The sequence below is a fragment of the Youngiibacter multivorans genome, assembly GCF_017873395.1.
Taxonomy (GTDB): domain Bacteria; phylum Bacillota; class Clostridia; order Clostridiales; family Clostridiaceae; genus Youngiibacter; species Youngiibacter multivorans.
On the sequence record NZ_JAGGKC010000001.1, the window covers coordinates 79,476 to 95,960 of the forward strand.

A 16,485-nucleotide genomic window follows, 5' to 3' on the forward strand; every position below is an offset into this window, starting at 1 on the left:
CTATAGTTATCTTCAAAGTAAAATGCTCCCCAAATCGCAGACTAAGCTGCAATTTGGGGAGCATATCATTTATTAGGCTTAATATTGACAGGTTTTGTTAAGAAAGGATGATCTTCCTGACTGTATCCTTCATTCCAGCCACTGGAATAACCAAATCATGCCTTACAGGTGCATCCTTGAGGTCATGTATGGCCTTGGGAATAGCTACTTTAGAGACAGCGTTAAGCTGATTAATCAGAGCGTCATCTGTAATGTCTTCCGGCAGCCTGCCAAGCGCCTTGAGCACAGCTTCAGGGAACTTGTACGGGCTCGCTGTGGAAACTATGACGCATGGTGCCCTGTCACCGGTCTTTTCCACATACTTTTCGTAGCTTCTTGATGCTACTGCAGTGTGAGGATCCATGCAATATCCGGTCTTTTCGAAAACCTTCCTTATCTGGTCCATGGTTTCTTCTTCTGTGGCATATTCTGCAGCATAATCCTTGAAATTCACCATGACCTCAGGAGTAACTGTATAGGTTCCGGAGGTCTCCAGGCTTCTCATGAGCTTAAGGAGCTCTTCAGTATTGTTTGAGGCTGCGTGATAGAGCATCCTTTCAAAGTTGCTTGATATGAGTATGTCCATTGAAGGGGATATTGTAAGTACGAATTCTCTGTTCCTGTCATATGTACCGGTCTCAAAGAAGTCATAAAGCACCTTGTTGTCATTGGATGCGCAGATGAGCTTACCAATAGGCACTCCCATCATCTTTGCATAGTATCCAGCTAGTATATCGCCGAAATTCCCTGTAGGTACGCAGAAGTTGATGGCTTCACCGTATGCGACCTTTCCTCTTTCAACTTCCCTGAGGTATGCCCATGCATAATAGACTACCTGTGGAAGAAGCCTTCCGATGTTCATGGAATTTGCGCTTGAAAACTGGAAGCCCCTGTCATCCATTTCCTTCCTGAGATCTATATCATTGAATAGCTCCTTGACCTTGGTCTGGGCGCTGTCAAAATTGCCCTCTATGGCAACAACGTGTGTGTTTTCACCCTTTTGAGTAACCATCTGGCGTTCCTGTATCGAGCTTACACCGTTTTTAGGGTAGAATACGATTATGCTGGTTCCCGGAACGTCTGCGAAGCCTGCCATTGCCGCTTTTCCGGTATCGCCGGATGTAGCTGTAAGGATCACTATGTCCTTGTCGCTCTTGTTCATGACGGCTGAAGTCTTCATTAGATATGGGAGTATGGAGAGAGCCATGTCCTTGAAGGCTATTGTAGAGCCATGGAAAAGCTCCATGTGGTCAACTTCTCCAACCTTTACTACAGGTGCCATTCCTGGATCATCGAACTTTTCGTCGTATGCTCCATTAATGCAGGCCCACAGGTCATCGGAACTGAAATCATCAAGGTATGCAGACATTATCTCATATGCCAGCTCCTGATAACTCATTTTACCAAGTGAATCAAGGTTTTTTTGAAGCTTCGGGAATGAGACCGGGACGAACAGGCCACCGTCTGCAGCCAATCCCTGAAGGATAGCCATTGAAGGTGTCACGATATTGCTATTATCTCTGGTGCTTTTGAAATTCATAATTTCTCTCCTGTTTCTTTGACAATTTTGAAGTTAATCAAGCTTCGATAAATCTGCTTGTTATAATAATACCCTTTCCATGGAGTTAGTCAACCTTGAAAGCTCTCTGTGTGCTCATTTTACCTGATATTCCTGAAGCCAGGGGTATATTGGATTCGGGAGCATGCGATTAATGGTTTACAGAAACCCGTTACAGTTTATGCGCGCAAAATGACAGTCTGTGCAAAACTGTTAAATATGGTTTTTGAACGTGCTATAGTTGAAAAAAACATATGAGGAAATCATATGAAGAAGAGGGGAAAAGATCAATGGCAGAAACTGCAAAGAAAAGAAAAAAATTGCCCGTAGTTATTGGTGTGACAGCAATAATACTTGCGGCAATCCTGGTATATGGATTCGTGATAACAAAATCCGGATACTGGCTTATAGCGAAATTCAAGCCTGATACAGTTGAACAGAAAGCGTCATTCACATCTGCAGCGGATACGACAAGGGCTATTTCGGACGAAGGCTTCGTGCTCATGCAGAACAATGACAATCTGCTTCCGCTGAAGACTTCAGCTGACAGCAAGATGAACATTAATGTATTCGGTATGAGAGGTGTCCAGCTCGTGTACAATGCAGGAGGATCCTCCGCATCTAACGTTGAGTCTGCAACGAAGCTTGAGGATTCCCTAGCTGGACCAAAGGGTAACTTCAATGTGAATGAAGACCTTCTTTATCTTTACTACAACTACTACAAGAATGGAAAAATATCCATAGAAGAGACAGTAGCACCTGTGAACAGCAGCGCTTCTGAATTCATCGAAAAGCCGAGCAACATAACTGTCCCTGAAGTGCCTGTAAGTGCTTATACAGCTACGACACTCTACAGCGATGGCAAGACGATACTTGACAAGGCTAAGGAATTCTCCGATACTGCAGTGATCGTAATCGGACGTGGTGGCGGAGAGGTCTTCGACTTCACAGTTGAGCAGCTTCAGCTTCTGCCTGATGAGGAAGCCATGGTAGATGCGGTTGCAAAGAAGTTTGACAAGGTGGTACTTGTCGTCAACTCTGCAAATGCAATGGAGCTTGATTTCGTCAAGGACTATCCTTCAATAAAGAGCATAGTCTGGATTGGATATCCAGGACAGTCAGGAATCGACTCACTTTCAGGAATACTGAATGGAACTGTAAATCCTTCAGGAAGGCTGGCAGACACTTGGCTCAAGGACAACCTTGCGAACCCGACCTCAAACAATTATCTTGAAAGAGAAGCAGACGGCAGCTGGAACAAGAACAGCTATCATTATACCAACGCACCTGAAAACAATGGATTCTTCACGAATTACAGTGAAGGCATCTACGTAGGCTACAGGTATTTCGAGACAAGGTCAATGACAGACAGCACTTTCAAATATGATGATGCAGTAATGTTCCCGTTTGGACATGGCTTAAGCTTCTCGAAGTTCGAGAAGGAAATCATGGCGATAAACGAAGAGGACGGCAAGCTTACCGTAAGGGTTTCTGTTAAGAACACAGGAACTGTCGCTGGCAAGGATGTCGTGCAGATTTACTACAATCCTCCATATACAGGAGCAATTGAAAAGGCTACTGTGAACCTGGTTGACTTCAAGAAGACAAACGTCATAGCACCGGGAGCTACTGAATACTATTCGATCACATTCCCGATCGAAGATATGGCTTCCTATGACTACAAGGTAAACAAGAGCTATATGCTTGAGAAGGGCGACTACTCAATAATGCTCAGGGAAAATGCCCATGTGGAGCTGGATTCTGAAATATTTACACTGAGCGATGAGATAATATACAATGAAGCAAATGACGGGAAGCGTTCTACAGACCTTGTGGCAGCAACAAACCTGTTTGATGATGCGATTGGAACAGGAGATTACCTGACAAGGGCATGGGATCCTGCAAGCAGGGCCTTCACAGGACCTAAGGCTGCTGATTACACTGCAACTGATAAGATCTTGGCTGCAATGAAATACACAGTACCGACTGATGCTGAGCTTGGGCTTAAAGCTTCTGACCTTCCTGAATATGGAAAGACGCTGGCTAAGCAGATAGATTTCTCCGAGATGGTAGGACTTGAATATGACGACCCGAAATGGGATGAATTCGTATCACAGCTTACACTTAAGGAAATGAGCGTACTTGCAGGGACTGGAACCTGGCAGATAGCAGGCCTTGACAGGCTTGGAGTGCCTCGTACCCTTACACCTGACGGAACAACAACAATTGGAGCGAGCGTTTACTCGGGTGCAATAATGGGTGCTGACGGAAAGGGAGTAACATATCCAACTCCAGTAGTAATTGCATCAACCTGGAACGTTGATATAGCGAACCTCATGGGGACAAGCGTTGGAAACGAGGGTAAGGCAAATGGATACAGCGGCTGGTACGCACCTGCAATGAATACACATAGGAGTCCATTTAATGGCAGAAACTTCGAATACTACTCTGAAGACGGACTTCTGGCAGGAAAGATAGCCGCGAATGTTGTCAAGGGAGCAAGGGACCAGGGTATGATCACATTCATAAAGCATTTCGCGCTTAATGAACGTGAATCGAATGTAAGGAACTTTATGTTCTCATGGAGCAATGAGCAGGCCATAAGGGAGATTTATCTTAAGCCTTTTGAAATGGCAGTCAAGGAAGGCGGAACTCTCGGAGCAATGTCATCGTTCAACTTCATAGGATACTCATGGGCAGGTGGAAACTCAAACCTTCTCACAGGAGTTCTTAGGAACGAATGGGGCTTCAAGGGACTTGTAATAACCGATGCTAATATTTACCCTCATATGAATCCGATTGCTATGCTCAATGCAGGCGGAAACCTGTCGCTTGATGTCATGGGTGCTTGGACAGGCAAGAACGGACACAATGAAGTTATGCTGAAAGCAACTGAAGATCCTGCAATAAAGATCAGCGTCATAAAGAATCTATATGAGTCAAGCAAGCATATGCTGTATGCAGTCTCCAATACCTGGAAGGCTCAGAAGTAGAACATCAGAAAAATTTCTAAGGACAGGGACTGCCACCCAATAGGGAGGGCAGTCCTGACTATAGGTGAGATATGAAAAATTTAGAACTTATAAGACTAATGACGCTCGAGGAAAAAGCTTCTTTGATGTCCGGTGAGAACTTCTGGATGTCTAAGAAAATTGACAGGCTGAGTATTCCGACCATTTCCTTTGCAGATGGTCCTAACGGCGTAAGAAGCCAGACTGATCAAGTTGACCATCTGGGCCTTAATCCGGGGAAGCCGTCAACCTGCTATCCCACAGCTTCGGCAATGGCCAGCAGCTGGGATACGGAGCTTGCAGAGACTGTGGGTCAGGCGCTTGGGGAAGAGGCTTCAGCACAGGGAATCAACGTGCTGCTCGGTCCGGGACTTAACATGAAAAGAAATCCTCTTTGCGGAAGAAACTTCGAGTATTTCAGCGAGGACCCAATATTAAGCGGAAAGATGGCCGCCGCGTTCACAAGGGGAATTCAGAGCAATGGAGTTTCAGCATGCATCAAGCACTTTGCTGTCAACAATCAGGAGCTTCACAGGATGTCGAATGATTCGGTGCTTGATGAGAGGGCGCTCAGGGAGATTTACCTGACAGGTTTTGAAATCGCGGTAAAAGAAGGGAAGCCACTTTCGGTAATGTCATCCTACAATAAGGTAAATGGCAGCCATGCCAGTGAAAACAGGCATCTTCTTTCAGATATACTGAGAGATGAGTGGGGATTCGAAGGTATCGTTGTGACGGACTGGGGCGGAAGCCATGACAGGGTAGCCGGCCTTAACGCTGGAACCAATGTTGAGATGCCATCATCAGGAACAAACAGCGACATTGAAATCGTAAATGCTGTCAGGTCCGGACTGATTCCTGAGACGGTCCTTGATAGAAGGGTTGATGAATATCTTAGCTTCCTTAAAGACCTTGGAGTCATGGGAAGCAAAAGTGACGCAAGGACTGCTTCTTCAGGCAAGGATCCGGACTACTTTCATGGCATCGCAAGAAAGGCTGCTGAAGAATCGATTGTGCTTCTGAAGAATGATGAAAGCTTGCTTCCACTTGCAGAAGGCACAAGGGTTGCAGTAATTGGAGACTTCGCTAAAGTACCACGCTACCAGGGTGGGGGATCAAGCAATGTAAACCCTACAAGGGTCGATAATTCAGTGGATTGCATCAGTCTGACAAGCCTTGACATGGCTGGCTATGAGCCGGGATTCAGGAGAAACGGTACGGAAGACAAGGAACTGCTTAAGGCGGCACTTGAGCTTGCAGGCAATGCACAGGTCACCCTCCTTTATATCGGTCTCGATGAGATGAGCGAGGTTGAGGGACTTGAGCGAAGCCACATGAGGATCAGCGAGAACCAGATTTCGCTGCTAAAAGCCCTGAAGGAAGTCAATCCGAATTTGGTCGCAGTTCTCAGCTGCGGCTCCGCTATCGAAATGCCATGGGCTGATGACTGCAAGGCGGTCCTTCACGGTAGCCTTTCGGGTCAGGCAGGAGCCATGGCGATGCTTAATGTAATCACGGGCAGGGTCTGTCCCGGAGGAAAGCTAAGTGAAAGCTATCCGATGAGATATGAGGATGTCTCAACCTGCAAGTATTTCCCGGGAACTGAAAGTACTACGGAGTACAGGGAGTCAATATTCGTCGGCTACCGCTATTTCGGGACTAAGGGCATAATGACAAGGTTCCCGTTCGGATTCGGACTTAGCTACACTTCCTTCGGATACTCTGACCTTATGGTGGATAATGGCGGAGTTACATTCACGATCACAAATACAGGGAATACTTATGGAGCTGAAATTGCACAGCTGTATGTAGGTCTTGAGAACTCTGAGATATTCAGGCCTAAGTCTGAACTCAAGGGCTTCGTGAAGGTAAAGCTTCAGCCTGGTGAGAGCAGAAGGGTCGCGATACCCTTTGATGACAGGACCTTCAGATACTACAATGTAAAGACAGGAAGGTTTGAGATAGAAGCCGGATCATACAGCATACTTGTCGGGGCATCATCTGAAGACATACGCCTGAGGGGTGAAATAAGTAAAGTTGGTACCGGTGCAGAGTCACCATATGTTAGGGCTGAGCTGGAACATTACTACACTGCTGATGTGGAGTCTGCAACAGATGAGGAATTTGAAGCTCTTCTTGGAAGGAAAGCTCCTAAGCCACATTGGGACAAGTCTTTGCCGCTCACAAGAAATGACACAATATCCCAGCTCTACTATGCAAAAAGCGGTATGGCAAGGCTTCTCCACAGGATGATCAGGCACATGAAGCTTAAGGCTGAAGAAAAAAGGAGCCCTGACCTCAACTTGCAGTACATTTACAATATGCCGTTCTATGGACTGGCGAAGATGACAAAGGGTATGCTCAGCATGGAAATGGTAGACAGTCTGCTTATGATCGTAAACGGAAGATTCTTCAAGGGGATGTCAAACCTCATAGGAGGATACTTCAGAATGAGAAGAGCAAAGAAGGATTTCAGAGAAAGCCTGTTGAAGGCAGGAAAAATATGATGAACGATGCATTTCGGAATTTCAAGGAAAGGCATGCAGACCTGTTTGAGTTCATCATGTTCAACGTGTTCAGCAACATCGCAACAATCGTAAACTTTGCAGTGCTGATTTTCAGCAGGAACTACTTGTTTTCGGGACTGTCAGGCACCGCCTTCAGGTTCTGGATCTATGATTATTCCATAAAAAACGGAGGCCTGGCGGCATTCCTATCATTTCTTCTCAGCTTCTTCATAGCCCAGGCAGTTAACTTCGTTGTGCAGAGAAAGATCGTATTCGGAGCCAACAACTCCCTTAGGGGAGCAGTGCCAATATACCTGGTCACCGTACTCGCCGTATATCTTATCTGTCTCTATATCCCCACAGTAGCTTTAGCGCCTCTTACTGGAGTTTTCGGCAGCTTCTGGGCTACAAATCTTACCAACATGATTAACATAATAGTTCAGGTACTGATAATATACCCGGTGCTCAAGTATGTTGTAATGAGGAAGGAAAACTGAAGATACAAACGGACAGCTGAGGCATAGACACTTCAGTTGTCTTTTATGCTATCGGGGAATTGTGCTGGACAATTGCTTATTGATAGTTGCGCAGTAATGGCTTAATATTCAGATATCCGGGTTGATATTTTGCTTAAAACACAGGAGGTGATGGAATGATACGGATAGCTATCGTTGATGACGAGGCTGAAGTAAGGAATATGCTTGAGAGCTGCATAGCCGAGTATTCAAGGACTGCCGGAGTTAAATTCGAGGTCACAGCTTTTAAAGACGGCTCTGAGATCGTATCAGGCTACAGGCCAGTCTATGACATCATATTCCTGGACATACAGATGCCTGTGATGGATGGCATGACAGCCGCAGAAAAGATAAGGTCAATGGATGAGGATGTCATTTTGATTTTCATCACCAACATGGCTAATTATGCCATCAAGGGTTATTCGGTAAATGCACTTGATTTCGTAATCAAGCCGGTACTTCCGTTTGCTTTCTCACAGCAGCTAACTAAGGCCATAGGGCAGATGAAAAAGAAAAAGGATAACTTCCTGGTAGTGCAGCATTCAGGCGGCATAGTAAAGCTCGACCTGGCAAAGGTGACCTATTTTGAGAGCCTCGGGCATAGGATCACTGTACATACTTTGAATGAGGAGTACACCTTCAACGATTCTCTCAAGAACATGGAGCAGAAGCTTCCTGCATCCTCCTTCACGCGCTGCAACAACTGTTATCTTGTCAACCTGGCTCATGTTGAGAGTGTAAACCAGGATATTGCAACAGTAGGCGGGCACAAGCTCAAGATAAGCAGACCACGCAAGGCTGACTTCATGAACGCTCTTGCTGACTATATCGGAGGTGTGCTCAGATGAGCTATCTTCAGTTTTCTGAAATCCCTAGGCTATATACAGCAATTGCTGAGTTCGCAGCCTGCGCCGTGTTCATTCTGGTATTGAGACGCAGGATACGAGGGCTCAGGTTCGCCGTAACAATTGCTGCCTTCGGCATAATCCAGTTTGCAATACAGTACATTGCGGGCTTGCTTCCGATAGCCTTCTGGGTCCCGAGCATGATGGTGGCTGTTGCATCTATGTTTGCATTCATATATGTATGCAGTGATGTTTCGCTGCTTGACGCAGGATATTGCACATCAGTAGCATTCATAGCCGCTGAATTCATCGCAGCCTTCGAATCACAGGTTTACTTTTACTTTGTCCTGCTGACAAAGCATGATTCAATGACAGCCTCAATGATAATAATGGCGGGAGTATATTCGATCCTTTATGTGCTATTTTACCTCATTGTAAAAAGACAGGTTCCCGGAAACAGGAGGCTGGACGTCAACAGAAAGGAGCTCGGGAGTGTTGTTCTTATAACCCTTGCTTCATTTATAATCAGCAACATCAATTTTGCATTCAAGGATGCTGAAATTTTCACTACAGTGGGTGCCGGTATATTCTACATAAGGACTCTTGTTGATTTCAGCGGTCTTACGATGATCTATGCCCAGCAGGAGCAGCGCAAGGAAATGCGGATGAAGTTCGAGCTGGAAGCAATAAACAATGTGCTGTACAGGCAGTATGAACAGTACCAGAGCTCCAAGGAAAGCACTGAACTGATAAACAGAAAATACCATGACCTGAAGCATCAGATAGCGATAATCAGGGCAGAAACAGACGTTGCCAAGAAGGAGTCCTACCTTGTCGAAATGGACAGGGCGATTAGCATGTACGAATCGGACATAAAGACTGGCAACTCAGTGCTCGATACCGTACTTACAGGAAAAAGCATATATTGCAGGGAAAAGGGCATAAACCTGACCTGCGTCGCTGACGGCAGCCTGCTGAACTTCATGGATGTCATGGACATATGCACCATATTCGGCAATGCCTTCGACAATGCAATTGAGGGAGTAGAAAAGCTCGAGGACATGGACAAGCACCTGATAAGGGTTGCGGTATTTTCGAAGAATGATTTCCTTATGGTGAGATTCGAAAACTATTTTGAAGACAGCATAGACTTCGAGGACGGACTGCCGACCACAACCAAGGCAGACAGCGATTATCACGGTTATGGCATAAAGAGTATAATCAGCACTGTCAATAAATACGGTGGCAATGTTACAATAAATACGAGCGACAACTGGTTCATACTCAGGATGCTGATTCCTCTGCCAAATGGTGGTAGTTCAGCTGATGCCCGCTCCGATGCCTGATTTTTGTGCACAAAGATATATGACATAGCAAATCTACGTACTGAGAAAATATATTTATTTAAGTCAAATTTTAATTGAGTTGAGGTTTTGCAAATGAAGCTTTTGTCCATAGCCGTTCCCTGCTACAATTCACAGGACTACATGAGAAACTGCATTGAATCCCTGCTTCCAGGAGGAGAGCTCGTAGAGATCCTTATCGTGGATGACGGATCTTCGGACCAGACCGGAATTATAGCGGATGAATATGCTGAAAGATTCCCATCTATTGTACGTGCGATCCATCAGGAAAATGCCGGGCATGGCGGAGCTGTCAATACCGGCATGAGAAATGCCACAGGAAGGTATTTCAAGGTGGTCGACAGCGATGACTGGGTTGACCTCGACTCGTACATGCGTATTCTCGAAGCAATCAGGATCTTTGTTGAAGAGGAGTCTCCTGTTGACCTTGTAGTCAGCAATTTTGTCTATGAGAAGCAGGGAAACATTATCAACATGGCTATGCGATATAGAAACGCATTGCCGGTGGAGCAAATAATAACCTGGGATGAAGTGAAGAGGTTCAGAAAAGGCCAGTATATGCTCATGCATTCAGTGATATTCAGAATGGATGTACTGAGGGAATCAGGGCTCAAGCTTCCAGAACATACCTTCTATGTGGATAACCTGTTTGTGTATGTTCCCATGCAGTATGTTAAGACGCTGTACTACATCGATGCAGATTTCTACAGGTATTTCATTGGAAGAGATGATCAGTCTGTAAATGAAGCAGTGATGATTAGAAGGATAGACCAGCAGATAAAGGTCAACAGGCTCATGTTCGAGCAGGTGGACCTTGAAAAGGTTGATAATGTCAGGAAGAGAAGATACATGCTCAACTACCTTGAGATTGTGACTATAGTTACATCGATAATGCTGATAAGGTCCGGAACAATAGAAAACCTTAAGAAAAAGCGCGAGCTGTGGCAATTCATCAAGACAAAGAACAAGAATATATACAGTCATTTTCTGAGGGGATTCCTGGGAGTCACAGTAAATCTTCCTGGAAGATTCGGAAGGATCGTATCCATTGCGGTATACAAGGTATCACGAAAGGTAGTGGGGTTCAACTGATGTATGATTATCTTATAGTGGGGGCGGGACTTTACGGAAGTGTGTTTGCCCATGAGATGACAAATGCTGGGAAGAAGTGCCTTGTAATTGACAAGAGGGGCCATATCGGAGGTAACATCCATACCAGTGAAACAGAAGGAATAAATGTCCACGAATACGGGGCACATATTTTCCATACCGACAACAAGGCAGTCTGGGATTATATGAACAGGTTTGCTGAATTCAACCGCTTCACAAACGAGCCTATAGCAATATTCAAGGACGAGGTATACAATCTTCCTTTCAACATGAACACCTTCCACCAGATGTGGGGGATAAGGACTCCTGAGGAAGCAAAAAGGATAATAAAAGAACAGGTAGAAGCTGAGGGGATAATTGAGCCGAAAAATCTTGAGGAACAGGCGCTAAGCCTTGTAGGGCGTGATATCTACGAGAAGCTGATAAAGGGATATACTGAAAAGCAGTGGGGGAAGAAAGCCACCGAGCTCCCTGCCTTCATCATAAGGAGAATTCCTGTAAGGTTCATATACAGCAACAACTACTTCAATGACAGGTACCAAGGCATACCAGTCGGAGGCTATACAAGGATAGCTGAAAAGCTTCTTGAGGGCACCGAGGTGATCCTGAATGCTGACTTCTTCAAGGACCGTGGCAGGTACTCCTCAATGGCTAAGAAGATTGTCTTTACAGGAATGATCGATGAATACTTCGATTATGTGCATGGCGAGCTTGAATACAGAAGCCTGAGGTTCGAGCATGAAATCCTGGATACCGACAATTACCAGGGAAGCGCAGTAGTGAACTATACAGAATTTGAGATACCATACACCAGGATAATAGAACACAAGCATTTCGAATTCGGGACACAACCAAAGACTGTAATAACCAGGGAGTATCCAGAGAAATGGGAACGGGGGATTGAACCATATTATCCTGTCAATGACACAAGAAACGGTGAAATATACGAGAAATACAGGCAGATGGCAGAAACTGAAAATGGTGTGATTTTCGCCGGGAGGCTTGGAGAATACAGATATTACGATATGCACCATATAGTGCAGAGGGCTCTGGAAATGGCAGCTCTTGAAAGAGAATCACAAGCATTGATATAATATTCCGAATTAAAATTCGTCTGTTGGCTTAGCCTGGCAGGCGATTTTCTTCTAATTAGGGGATTCAGGCTTTATAATTATTCGACCAGAGAATCGACCGGAAAGCCGGTCGAAGAAAAATCGTCCAGGTAGCTAGTAGCTATTTCTGATAATAAGTTGGTGGAAAAAAAGCTTGTTGACATGGAGCGTACTCCAGGTGCTATGTTAATGTTAAGAATATTCGCGAATTAACCAAGAGATGTGGGAAAGGAAATGAAGAAATTAGGGTTCGGATGTATGAGACTGCCGCTTTTGGATAAGAGGGACCAGACCTCCTTTGATGTTGAGACCTTCAACAGTATGGTGGATACATTTTTGGCCAGGGGCTTTGAATACTTTGACACCGCGTATACCTATCATGTATACAGGGCTGAAGCTGCTGTCAGGGAATCACTTGTCAAAAGGTATGACAGGGACAGATTCAAGCTGGCTACCAAGATGCCCATGCGTGATTTCAATTCACAGGAGGATATGGAAAGGATATTCACCGAGCAGCTTGAAAACTGCGGTGTAGAATTCTTTGACTATTATCTTCTGCATAATATTGGTGTAACCTCCTATAAGAAGGCTTGTGATTATGACAGCTTTGGCTTCTGCTTAAGGAAGAAGCAGGAAGGCCGCATCCTGAATTTTGGAATATCCTTCCACGACACACCTGAGCTTCTCGATGAGATACTTACGTCTCATCCGGAACTGGACTTTGTGCAGCTTCAGATAAATTATGCGGATTGGGAAAATCCTGGGATTCAGTCAAGGAAATGCCTTGAGGTTGCCAGGAGGCACGGTAAGCCTGTAGTTGTAATGGAGCCGGTCAAGGGCGGTAATCTTGTGAATATGCCAAGTCTTGCTGAAAAGCTTATGAAGGAATATGATCCGGAGGCATCTGTACCTTCATGGGCAATAAGATATGCTGCAAGCCAGAAGGGTGTATTCATGGTCCTCAGCGGAATGAACACAATGGAACAGCTGCTGGATAACACATCTTACATGGCTGAATTCAAGGAACTTAATAAAGATGAGAATGAGATCATAAGGCAGGTCACCAGTATCCTGAATGAGGACACTGCCATTGCCTGCACCACCTGCAGATACTGTGAGAAGGACTGCCCCATGAACATAGCGATACCTGACTATTTCGCCCTATACAACAGCGCGAGCCGGTCAGCAATGAGCAATGAAATCCTGTTCTACATGAACCTTGCGACAAACCACGGAAGGGCGAAGGACTGTATAGCCTGCGGCCAGTGTGAGAGCGTATGCCCTCAGCATCTGCACATCATCGACCATCTGAAGGATGTTTCTGCAAAGTTCGATATTACATTTGCTTTCACTACAAAGAAATAGAAAACAGGAACCTGACCTTAAGATGAAGAGGATCGCATCATTAGCGGGAAAGATTGCAAATGTTGATACTTTGGGTGATAATTGGTTTAGTGGACTGTCCAGATAACCTATAGATCATCAGGACAGTCAGTAGAATCAAGAAGTCGTCTGAAGGATGTGTAGAGTATGTTTACTCCAGTGAAGAATACGAAGGTATATGAGCAGGTAATTGAACAGATAAAATATATGATTGTGAGTGGTGAGCTAAAGAAGGGGGACAGGCTTCCTCCTGAAAGGGAGCTCGTCGAAAGGCTGCAGGTATCAAGGACCTCGGTAAGGGAAGCGCTCAGGGCTCTCCAGATAATCGGCCTTGTAGAGTGCAAGCAAGGCGGCGGCAACTTCATACGCGAGCAGTTTGAAGACAACCTTATAGAGCCACTTTCCCTGATATTTACGCTTCAGGAAAGCAGAAACTCAGAGATTCTTGAGCTAAGAAGGGTGCTTGAGGTAGAGACCGCCTCATTGGCTGCCAAGAACATTTCTGATGAGGACCTTGATACTCTTGCCGAAATCATTAAAAGGATGAAGTCGCATCCCGACGAGCAGGAAAATGTAGTCCTCGACAAGAAGTTCCATTATGTCATCGCCAGGGCTTCAAGGAACAACCTCATCGTAAGCATACTTACAGCTGTTTCATCCCTGATGGATTCCTTCATAAAGGAAGCCAGAGAAGCGATAATAAACAGGGACGAGAACAAGGAGACGCTACTTGAGCACCATGAGAAGATATACGAGGCCCTTGCAGCCCATGATGTGAAGAAGGCTGCCAAGGTAATGGAAGAGCACATGAACATGATAATCAAAAATATGGACCTGTATTAAAAGAGCAATCGTAGAAATAAGGAGATTACTTTTCGATTTGAGAGGTAATCTCCTTTATAATGGTCATTAAAGTTAAATATTTAACAAAGTATATTGCTGATGATAGTAAAAGCGATCTTTGCAAAAAGTTTTTTTGAGGCATGAATTGTATACGGGTGCAGGCAGTTTGCGGTTTCCTGCAATTTGAAATGTAAAAGATTACAAATATTGGGTGTTAAATAAAAAACTATGCTTTAAACGATATCAGCAGTGTGATACTATCATCTCAAGAAATTGGTCATACCAAATGACCATACGACCAAAATTTAAAAGTAAGGGGTTAAGCTATGAAAGTGCTAAGACAGCTCGCGATCATCCTTGGGATTCTGCTTGCAGGTGAGGCTATAAGGTCAGTGACTAAAATCAGCATACCCGGAACTGTCATTGGAATGGTGATCCTGTTCCTCGGACTGATGACGAAGGTAATCAAGCCTGATGACATCGGTATGGTCACAAAATTCCTGCTTGACCATCTGGCTTTCATGTTCGTTCCTGCCGGAGTGGGGCTAATAAGCAGCCTTGACGTAGTTGGAGCAGCGTGGCTGCCTATACTTATGATTGTGGTTATCTCAACTGTTCTGGTAGTCGGCGTAACCGGCTGGACAGTACAGCTTCTGAAGAGGAGGAGAATATGATGGCATCAATCCTTAATACTCCGGCATTTGGAATACTTCTTTCCATTGCGGCATTCGAGATAGGAATCCTGATCAGCAAAAGAACAAAGAGCCCGCTGATGAATCCGCTGCTTGTAGGCATTGTGATTGTGATCCTTGTCCTGATGGGTACCGGTATCCCAAAATCCAGCTATGACCTGGGAGGAAGTTTCATCCTGTTTCTATTGGGACCTGCGACTGTAGTTCTGGCGCTGCCATTATACAGGCAGATCGAGATGCTGAAAAAGGATATGTTTCCAATACTTGCTGGAATACTTGCTGGAAGTGTAACCTCGATCCTTAGCGTTGTGCTTCTCTCAAGACTTTTTGGGGTTGATATTGCAGTGGCAGTATCAATGATTCCGAAATCTGTTACTACAGCGATAGGAATGGAGATTTCGAAGGAGATAGGCGGAATTGTATCCGTATCGGTTGCGGTTATAGTACTGACCGGTATAACAGGAGCAGTTATAGGACCAGGACTCCTTAAGATTTTTCATATTAAGGATGAGGTTGCTCAGGGGGTTGCCATTGGTACAGCATCACATGCTGTCGGGACCTCTAAGGCTATGGAGCTTGGAGAGACACAGGGTGCTATGAGCGGACTTTCAATCGGGATAGCAGGACTTGCGACGGTTATACTTGCCCCATTGCTCATGGGATTGTTATAAGAAAAAGCAAAAAGCATATACGGAGGGAAAAGATGAATATTTTGGTATGTATCAAGCAGGTTCCGGGTTCCACGAAGGTAGAGGTGGATGAGAAGACTGGAGTACTTAAGAGAGACGGTGTTGATTCGAAGATGAACCCATATGACCTTTATGCTCTTGAGACAGCTCTGAGAATCAAGGAAAAGAGTGGCGGAGCGATAACTGCAATGACAATGGGACCAAGGCAGGCTGAGGATGTCATCAAGGAAGCCTTCATGATGGGAGTGGATGAGGGAGCACTGATCTCTGACAGGAAATTTGCAGGGTCTGACGTACTCGCCACATCATATACGCTATCACAGTCTGCAAGGAAGCTGGGGAATTTCGATATCATACTCTGCGGAAAGCAGACAACGGATGGAGATACTGCGCAGGTGGGACCTGAGATGGCGGAGTACCTGAACATTCCTCACATAGCCAATGTAACTAAAATATTTGAGATAGCTGAAGATTCAATAACTGTTGAGATGGACATGCCAAATACCATCGAGAAGGTAAGGGTAAAGTATCCATGTCTACTGACTCTTGAGAAGGACATATTCCAGCCAAGGCTTCCTTCCTACAGGAGAAAGATAGCAACGAAGGACAAGGCAATAAGGACAATAACCTTCGCTGACTTTGAAGACCAGGATGCCAAGAAATACGGCCTTGACGGATCACCGACACAGGTTGAGAGGATATTCCCTCCGGCAGTGAATGGCAAGAGGGAAATGTTCAGAGGTGAATCAAATGATGTTGCAATGAACGTTTCGAGCAAGCTCGTAGAGCTCAAGCTGGTTTAGGGAGGTATGAATTA

Annotated in this window: 13 protein-coding genes; 12 read left to right on the forward strand and 1 reads right to left on the reverse strand. The window is 45.1% G+C overall.

All coding sequences use genetic code 11. From position 1 onward, the window contains the following. Positions 1-97: 97 nt before the first annotated feature. Positions 98-1,579, reverse strand: coding sequence for a threonine synthase (gene thrC / locus J2Z34_RS00425; protein WP_209457864.1), 1,482 nt, complete (start codon positions 1,577-1,579; stop codon positions 98-100). 308 nt (positions 1,580-1,887) lie between these two features. On the opposite strand from thrC, the gene J2Z34_RS00430 reads away from it, so the two are divergent. From J2Z34_RS00430 to J2Z34_RS00485, 12 genes are all read left to right on the forward strand, one after another. Then, the gene (locus tag J2Z34_RS00430; protein WP_209457865.1) at positions 1,888-4,590 is read left to right on the forward strand and encodes a glycoside hydrolase family 3 protein; all 2,703 of its coding nucleotides are present in this window, start codon (positions 1,888-1,890) and stop codon (positions 4,588-4,590) included. A 71-nt stretch (positions 4,591-4,661) separates the two neighbouring features. Then, positions 4,662-7,115, forward strand: coding sequence for a beta-glucosidase family protein (locus J2Z34_RS00435; protein ID WP_209457866.1), 2,454 nt, complete (start codon positions 4,662-4,664; stop codon positions 7,113-7,115). Continuing rightward, on the forward strand, positions 7,115-7,612 hold the full coding sequence (locus J2Z34_RS00440) for a GtrA family protein (RefSeq protein ID WP_209457867.1): 498 nt from the start codon (positions 7,115-7,117) through the stop codon (positions 7,610-7,612). The genes J2Z34_RS00435 and J2Z34_RS00440 overlap by 1 nt, the downstream gene beginning before the upstream one ends. Positions 7,613-7,767: 155 nt before the next feature. Then, positions 7,768-8,478 carry a LytR/AlgR family response regulator transcription factor gene (locus J2Z34_RS00445; RefSeq protein WP_209457868.1) on the forward strand — a complete coding sequence of 237 codons (711 nt, stop codon included), beginning with the start codon at positions 7,768-7,770 and terminating at the stop codon, positions 8,476-8,478. Next, complete coding sequence (locus J2Z34_RS00450) at positions 8,475-9,821, forward strand: ATP-binding protein (RefSeq protein ID WP_209457869.1); 1,347 nt, start codon at positions 8,475-8,477, stop codon at positions 9,819-9,821. Before J2Z34_RS00445 ends, J2Z34_RS00450 begins: the two co-directional genes overlap by 4 nt. Positions 9,822-9,914: 93 nt before the next feature. Beyond that, positions 9,915-10,931 (forward strand): glycosyltransferase family 2 protein, encoded by a 1,017-nt coding sequence (locus tag J2Z34_RS00455; protein WP_209457870.1) that lies wholly within the window; start codon positions 9,915-9,917, stop codon positions 10,929-10,931. Then, positions 10,931-12,043 (forward strand): UDP-galactopyranose mutase, encoded by a 1,113-nt coding sequence (glf, locus tag J2Z34_RS00460; protein WP_209457871.1) that lies wholly within the window; start codon positions 10,931-10,933, stop codon positions 12,041-12,043. The genes J2Z34_RS00455 and glf overlap by 1 nt, the downstream gene beginning before the upstream one ends. Positions 12,044-12,295: 252 nt before the next feature. After that, positions 12,296-13,426, forward strand: a complete 1,131-nt coding sequence (locus tag J2Z34_RS00465) for an aldo/keto reductase (RefSeq protein WP_209457872.1) — start codon at positions 12,296-12,298, stop codon at positions 13,424-13,426. 165 nt (positions 13,427-13,591) lie between these two features. Beyond that, entirely contained in the window at positions 13,592-14,287 is a 696-nt protein-coding gene (locus tag J2Z34_RS00470) for a FadR/GntR family transcriptional regulator (protein ID WP_209457873.1), read from the forward strand. 326 nt (positions 14,288-14,613) lie between these two features. Then, positions 14,614-14,961 (forward strand): CidA/LrgA family protein, encoded by a 348-nt coding sequence (locus tag J2Z34_RS00475; RefSeq protein ID WP_209457874.1) that lies wholly within the window; start codon positions 14,614-14,616, stop codon positions 14,959-14,961. Then, entirely contained in the window at positions 14,961-15,650 is a 690-nt protein-coding gene (locus J2Z34_RS00480; protein ID WP_209458081.1) for an LrgB family protein, read from the forward strand. The genes J2Z34_RS00475 and J2Z34_RS00480 overlap by 1 nt, the downstream gene beginning before the upstream one ends. A 32-nt stretch (positions 15,651-15,682) precedes the next feature. Next, positions 15,683-16,471, forward strand: a complete 789-nt coding sequence (locus J2Z34_RS00485; protein ID WP_209457875.1) for an electron transfer flavoprotein subunit beta/FixA family protein — start codon at positions 15,683-15,685, stop codon at positions 16,469-16,471. The last annotated feature ends 14 nt before the right edge of the window (positions 16,472-16,485 follow it).

Excerpts from the sequence above, each read along its gene's own strand:
- thrC (WP_209457864.1), bottom strand. The coding sequence starts at position 1,579 with ATGAATTTCAAAAGCACCAGAGATAATAGCAATATCGTGACACCTTCA.
- J2Z34_RS00430 (WP_209457865.1), top strand. The coding sequence starts at position 1,888 with ATGGCAGAAACTGCAAAGAAAAGAAAAAAATTGCCCGTAGTTATTGGT.
- J2Z34_RS00435 (WP_209457866.1), top strand. The coding sequence starts at position 4,662 with ATGAAAAATTTAGAACTTATAAGACTAATGACGCTCGAGGAAAAAGCT.
- J2Z34_RS00440 (WP_209457867.1), top strand. The coding sequence starts at position 7,115 with ATGAACGATGCATTTCGGAATTTCAAGGAAAGGCATGCAGACCTGTTT.
- J2Z34_RS00445 (WP_209457868.1), top strand. The coding sequence starts at position 7,768 with ATGATACGGATAGCTATCGTTGATGACGAGGCTGAAGTAAGGAATATG.
- J2Z34_RS00450 (WP_209457869.1), top strand. The coding sequence starts at position 8,475 with ATGAGCTATCTTCAGTTTTCTGAAATCCCTAGGCTATATACAGCAATT.
- J2Z34_RS00455 (WP_209457870.1), top strand. The coding sequence starts at position 9,915 with ATGAAGCTTTTGTCCATAGCCGTTCCCTGCTACAATTCACAGGACTAC.
- glf (WP_209457871.1), top strand. The coding sequence starts at position 10,931 with ATGTATGATTATCTTATAGTGGGGGCGGGACTTTACGGAAGTGTGTTT.
- J2Z34_RS00465 (WP_209457872.1), top strand. The coding sequence starts at position 12,296 with ATGAAGAAATTAGGGTTCGGATGTATGAGACTGCCGCTTTTGGATAAG.
- J2Z34_RS00470 (WP_209457873.1), top strand. The coding sequence starts at position 13,592 with ATGTTTACTCCAGTGAAGAATACGAAGGTATATGAGCAGGTAATTGAA.
- J2Z34_RS00475 (WP_209457874.1), top strand. The coding sequence starts at position 14,614 with ATGAAAGTGCTAAGACAGCTCGCGATCATCCTTGGGATTCTGCTTGCA.
- J2Z34_RS00480 (WP_209458081.1), top strand. The coding sequence starts at position 14,961 with ATGGCATCAATCCTTAATACTCCGGCATTTGGAATACTTCTTTCCATT.
- J2Z34_RS00485 (WP_209457875.1), top strand. The coding sequence starts at position 15,683 with ATGAATATTTTGGTATGTATCAAGCAGGTTCCGGGTTCCACGAAGGTA.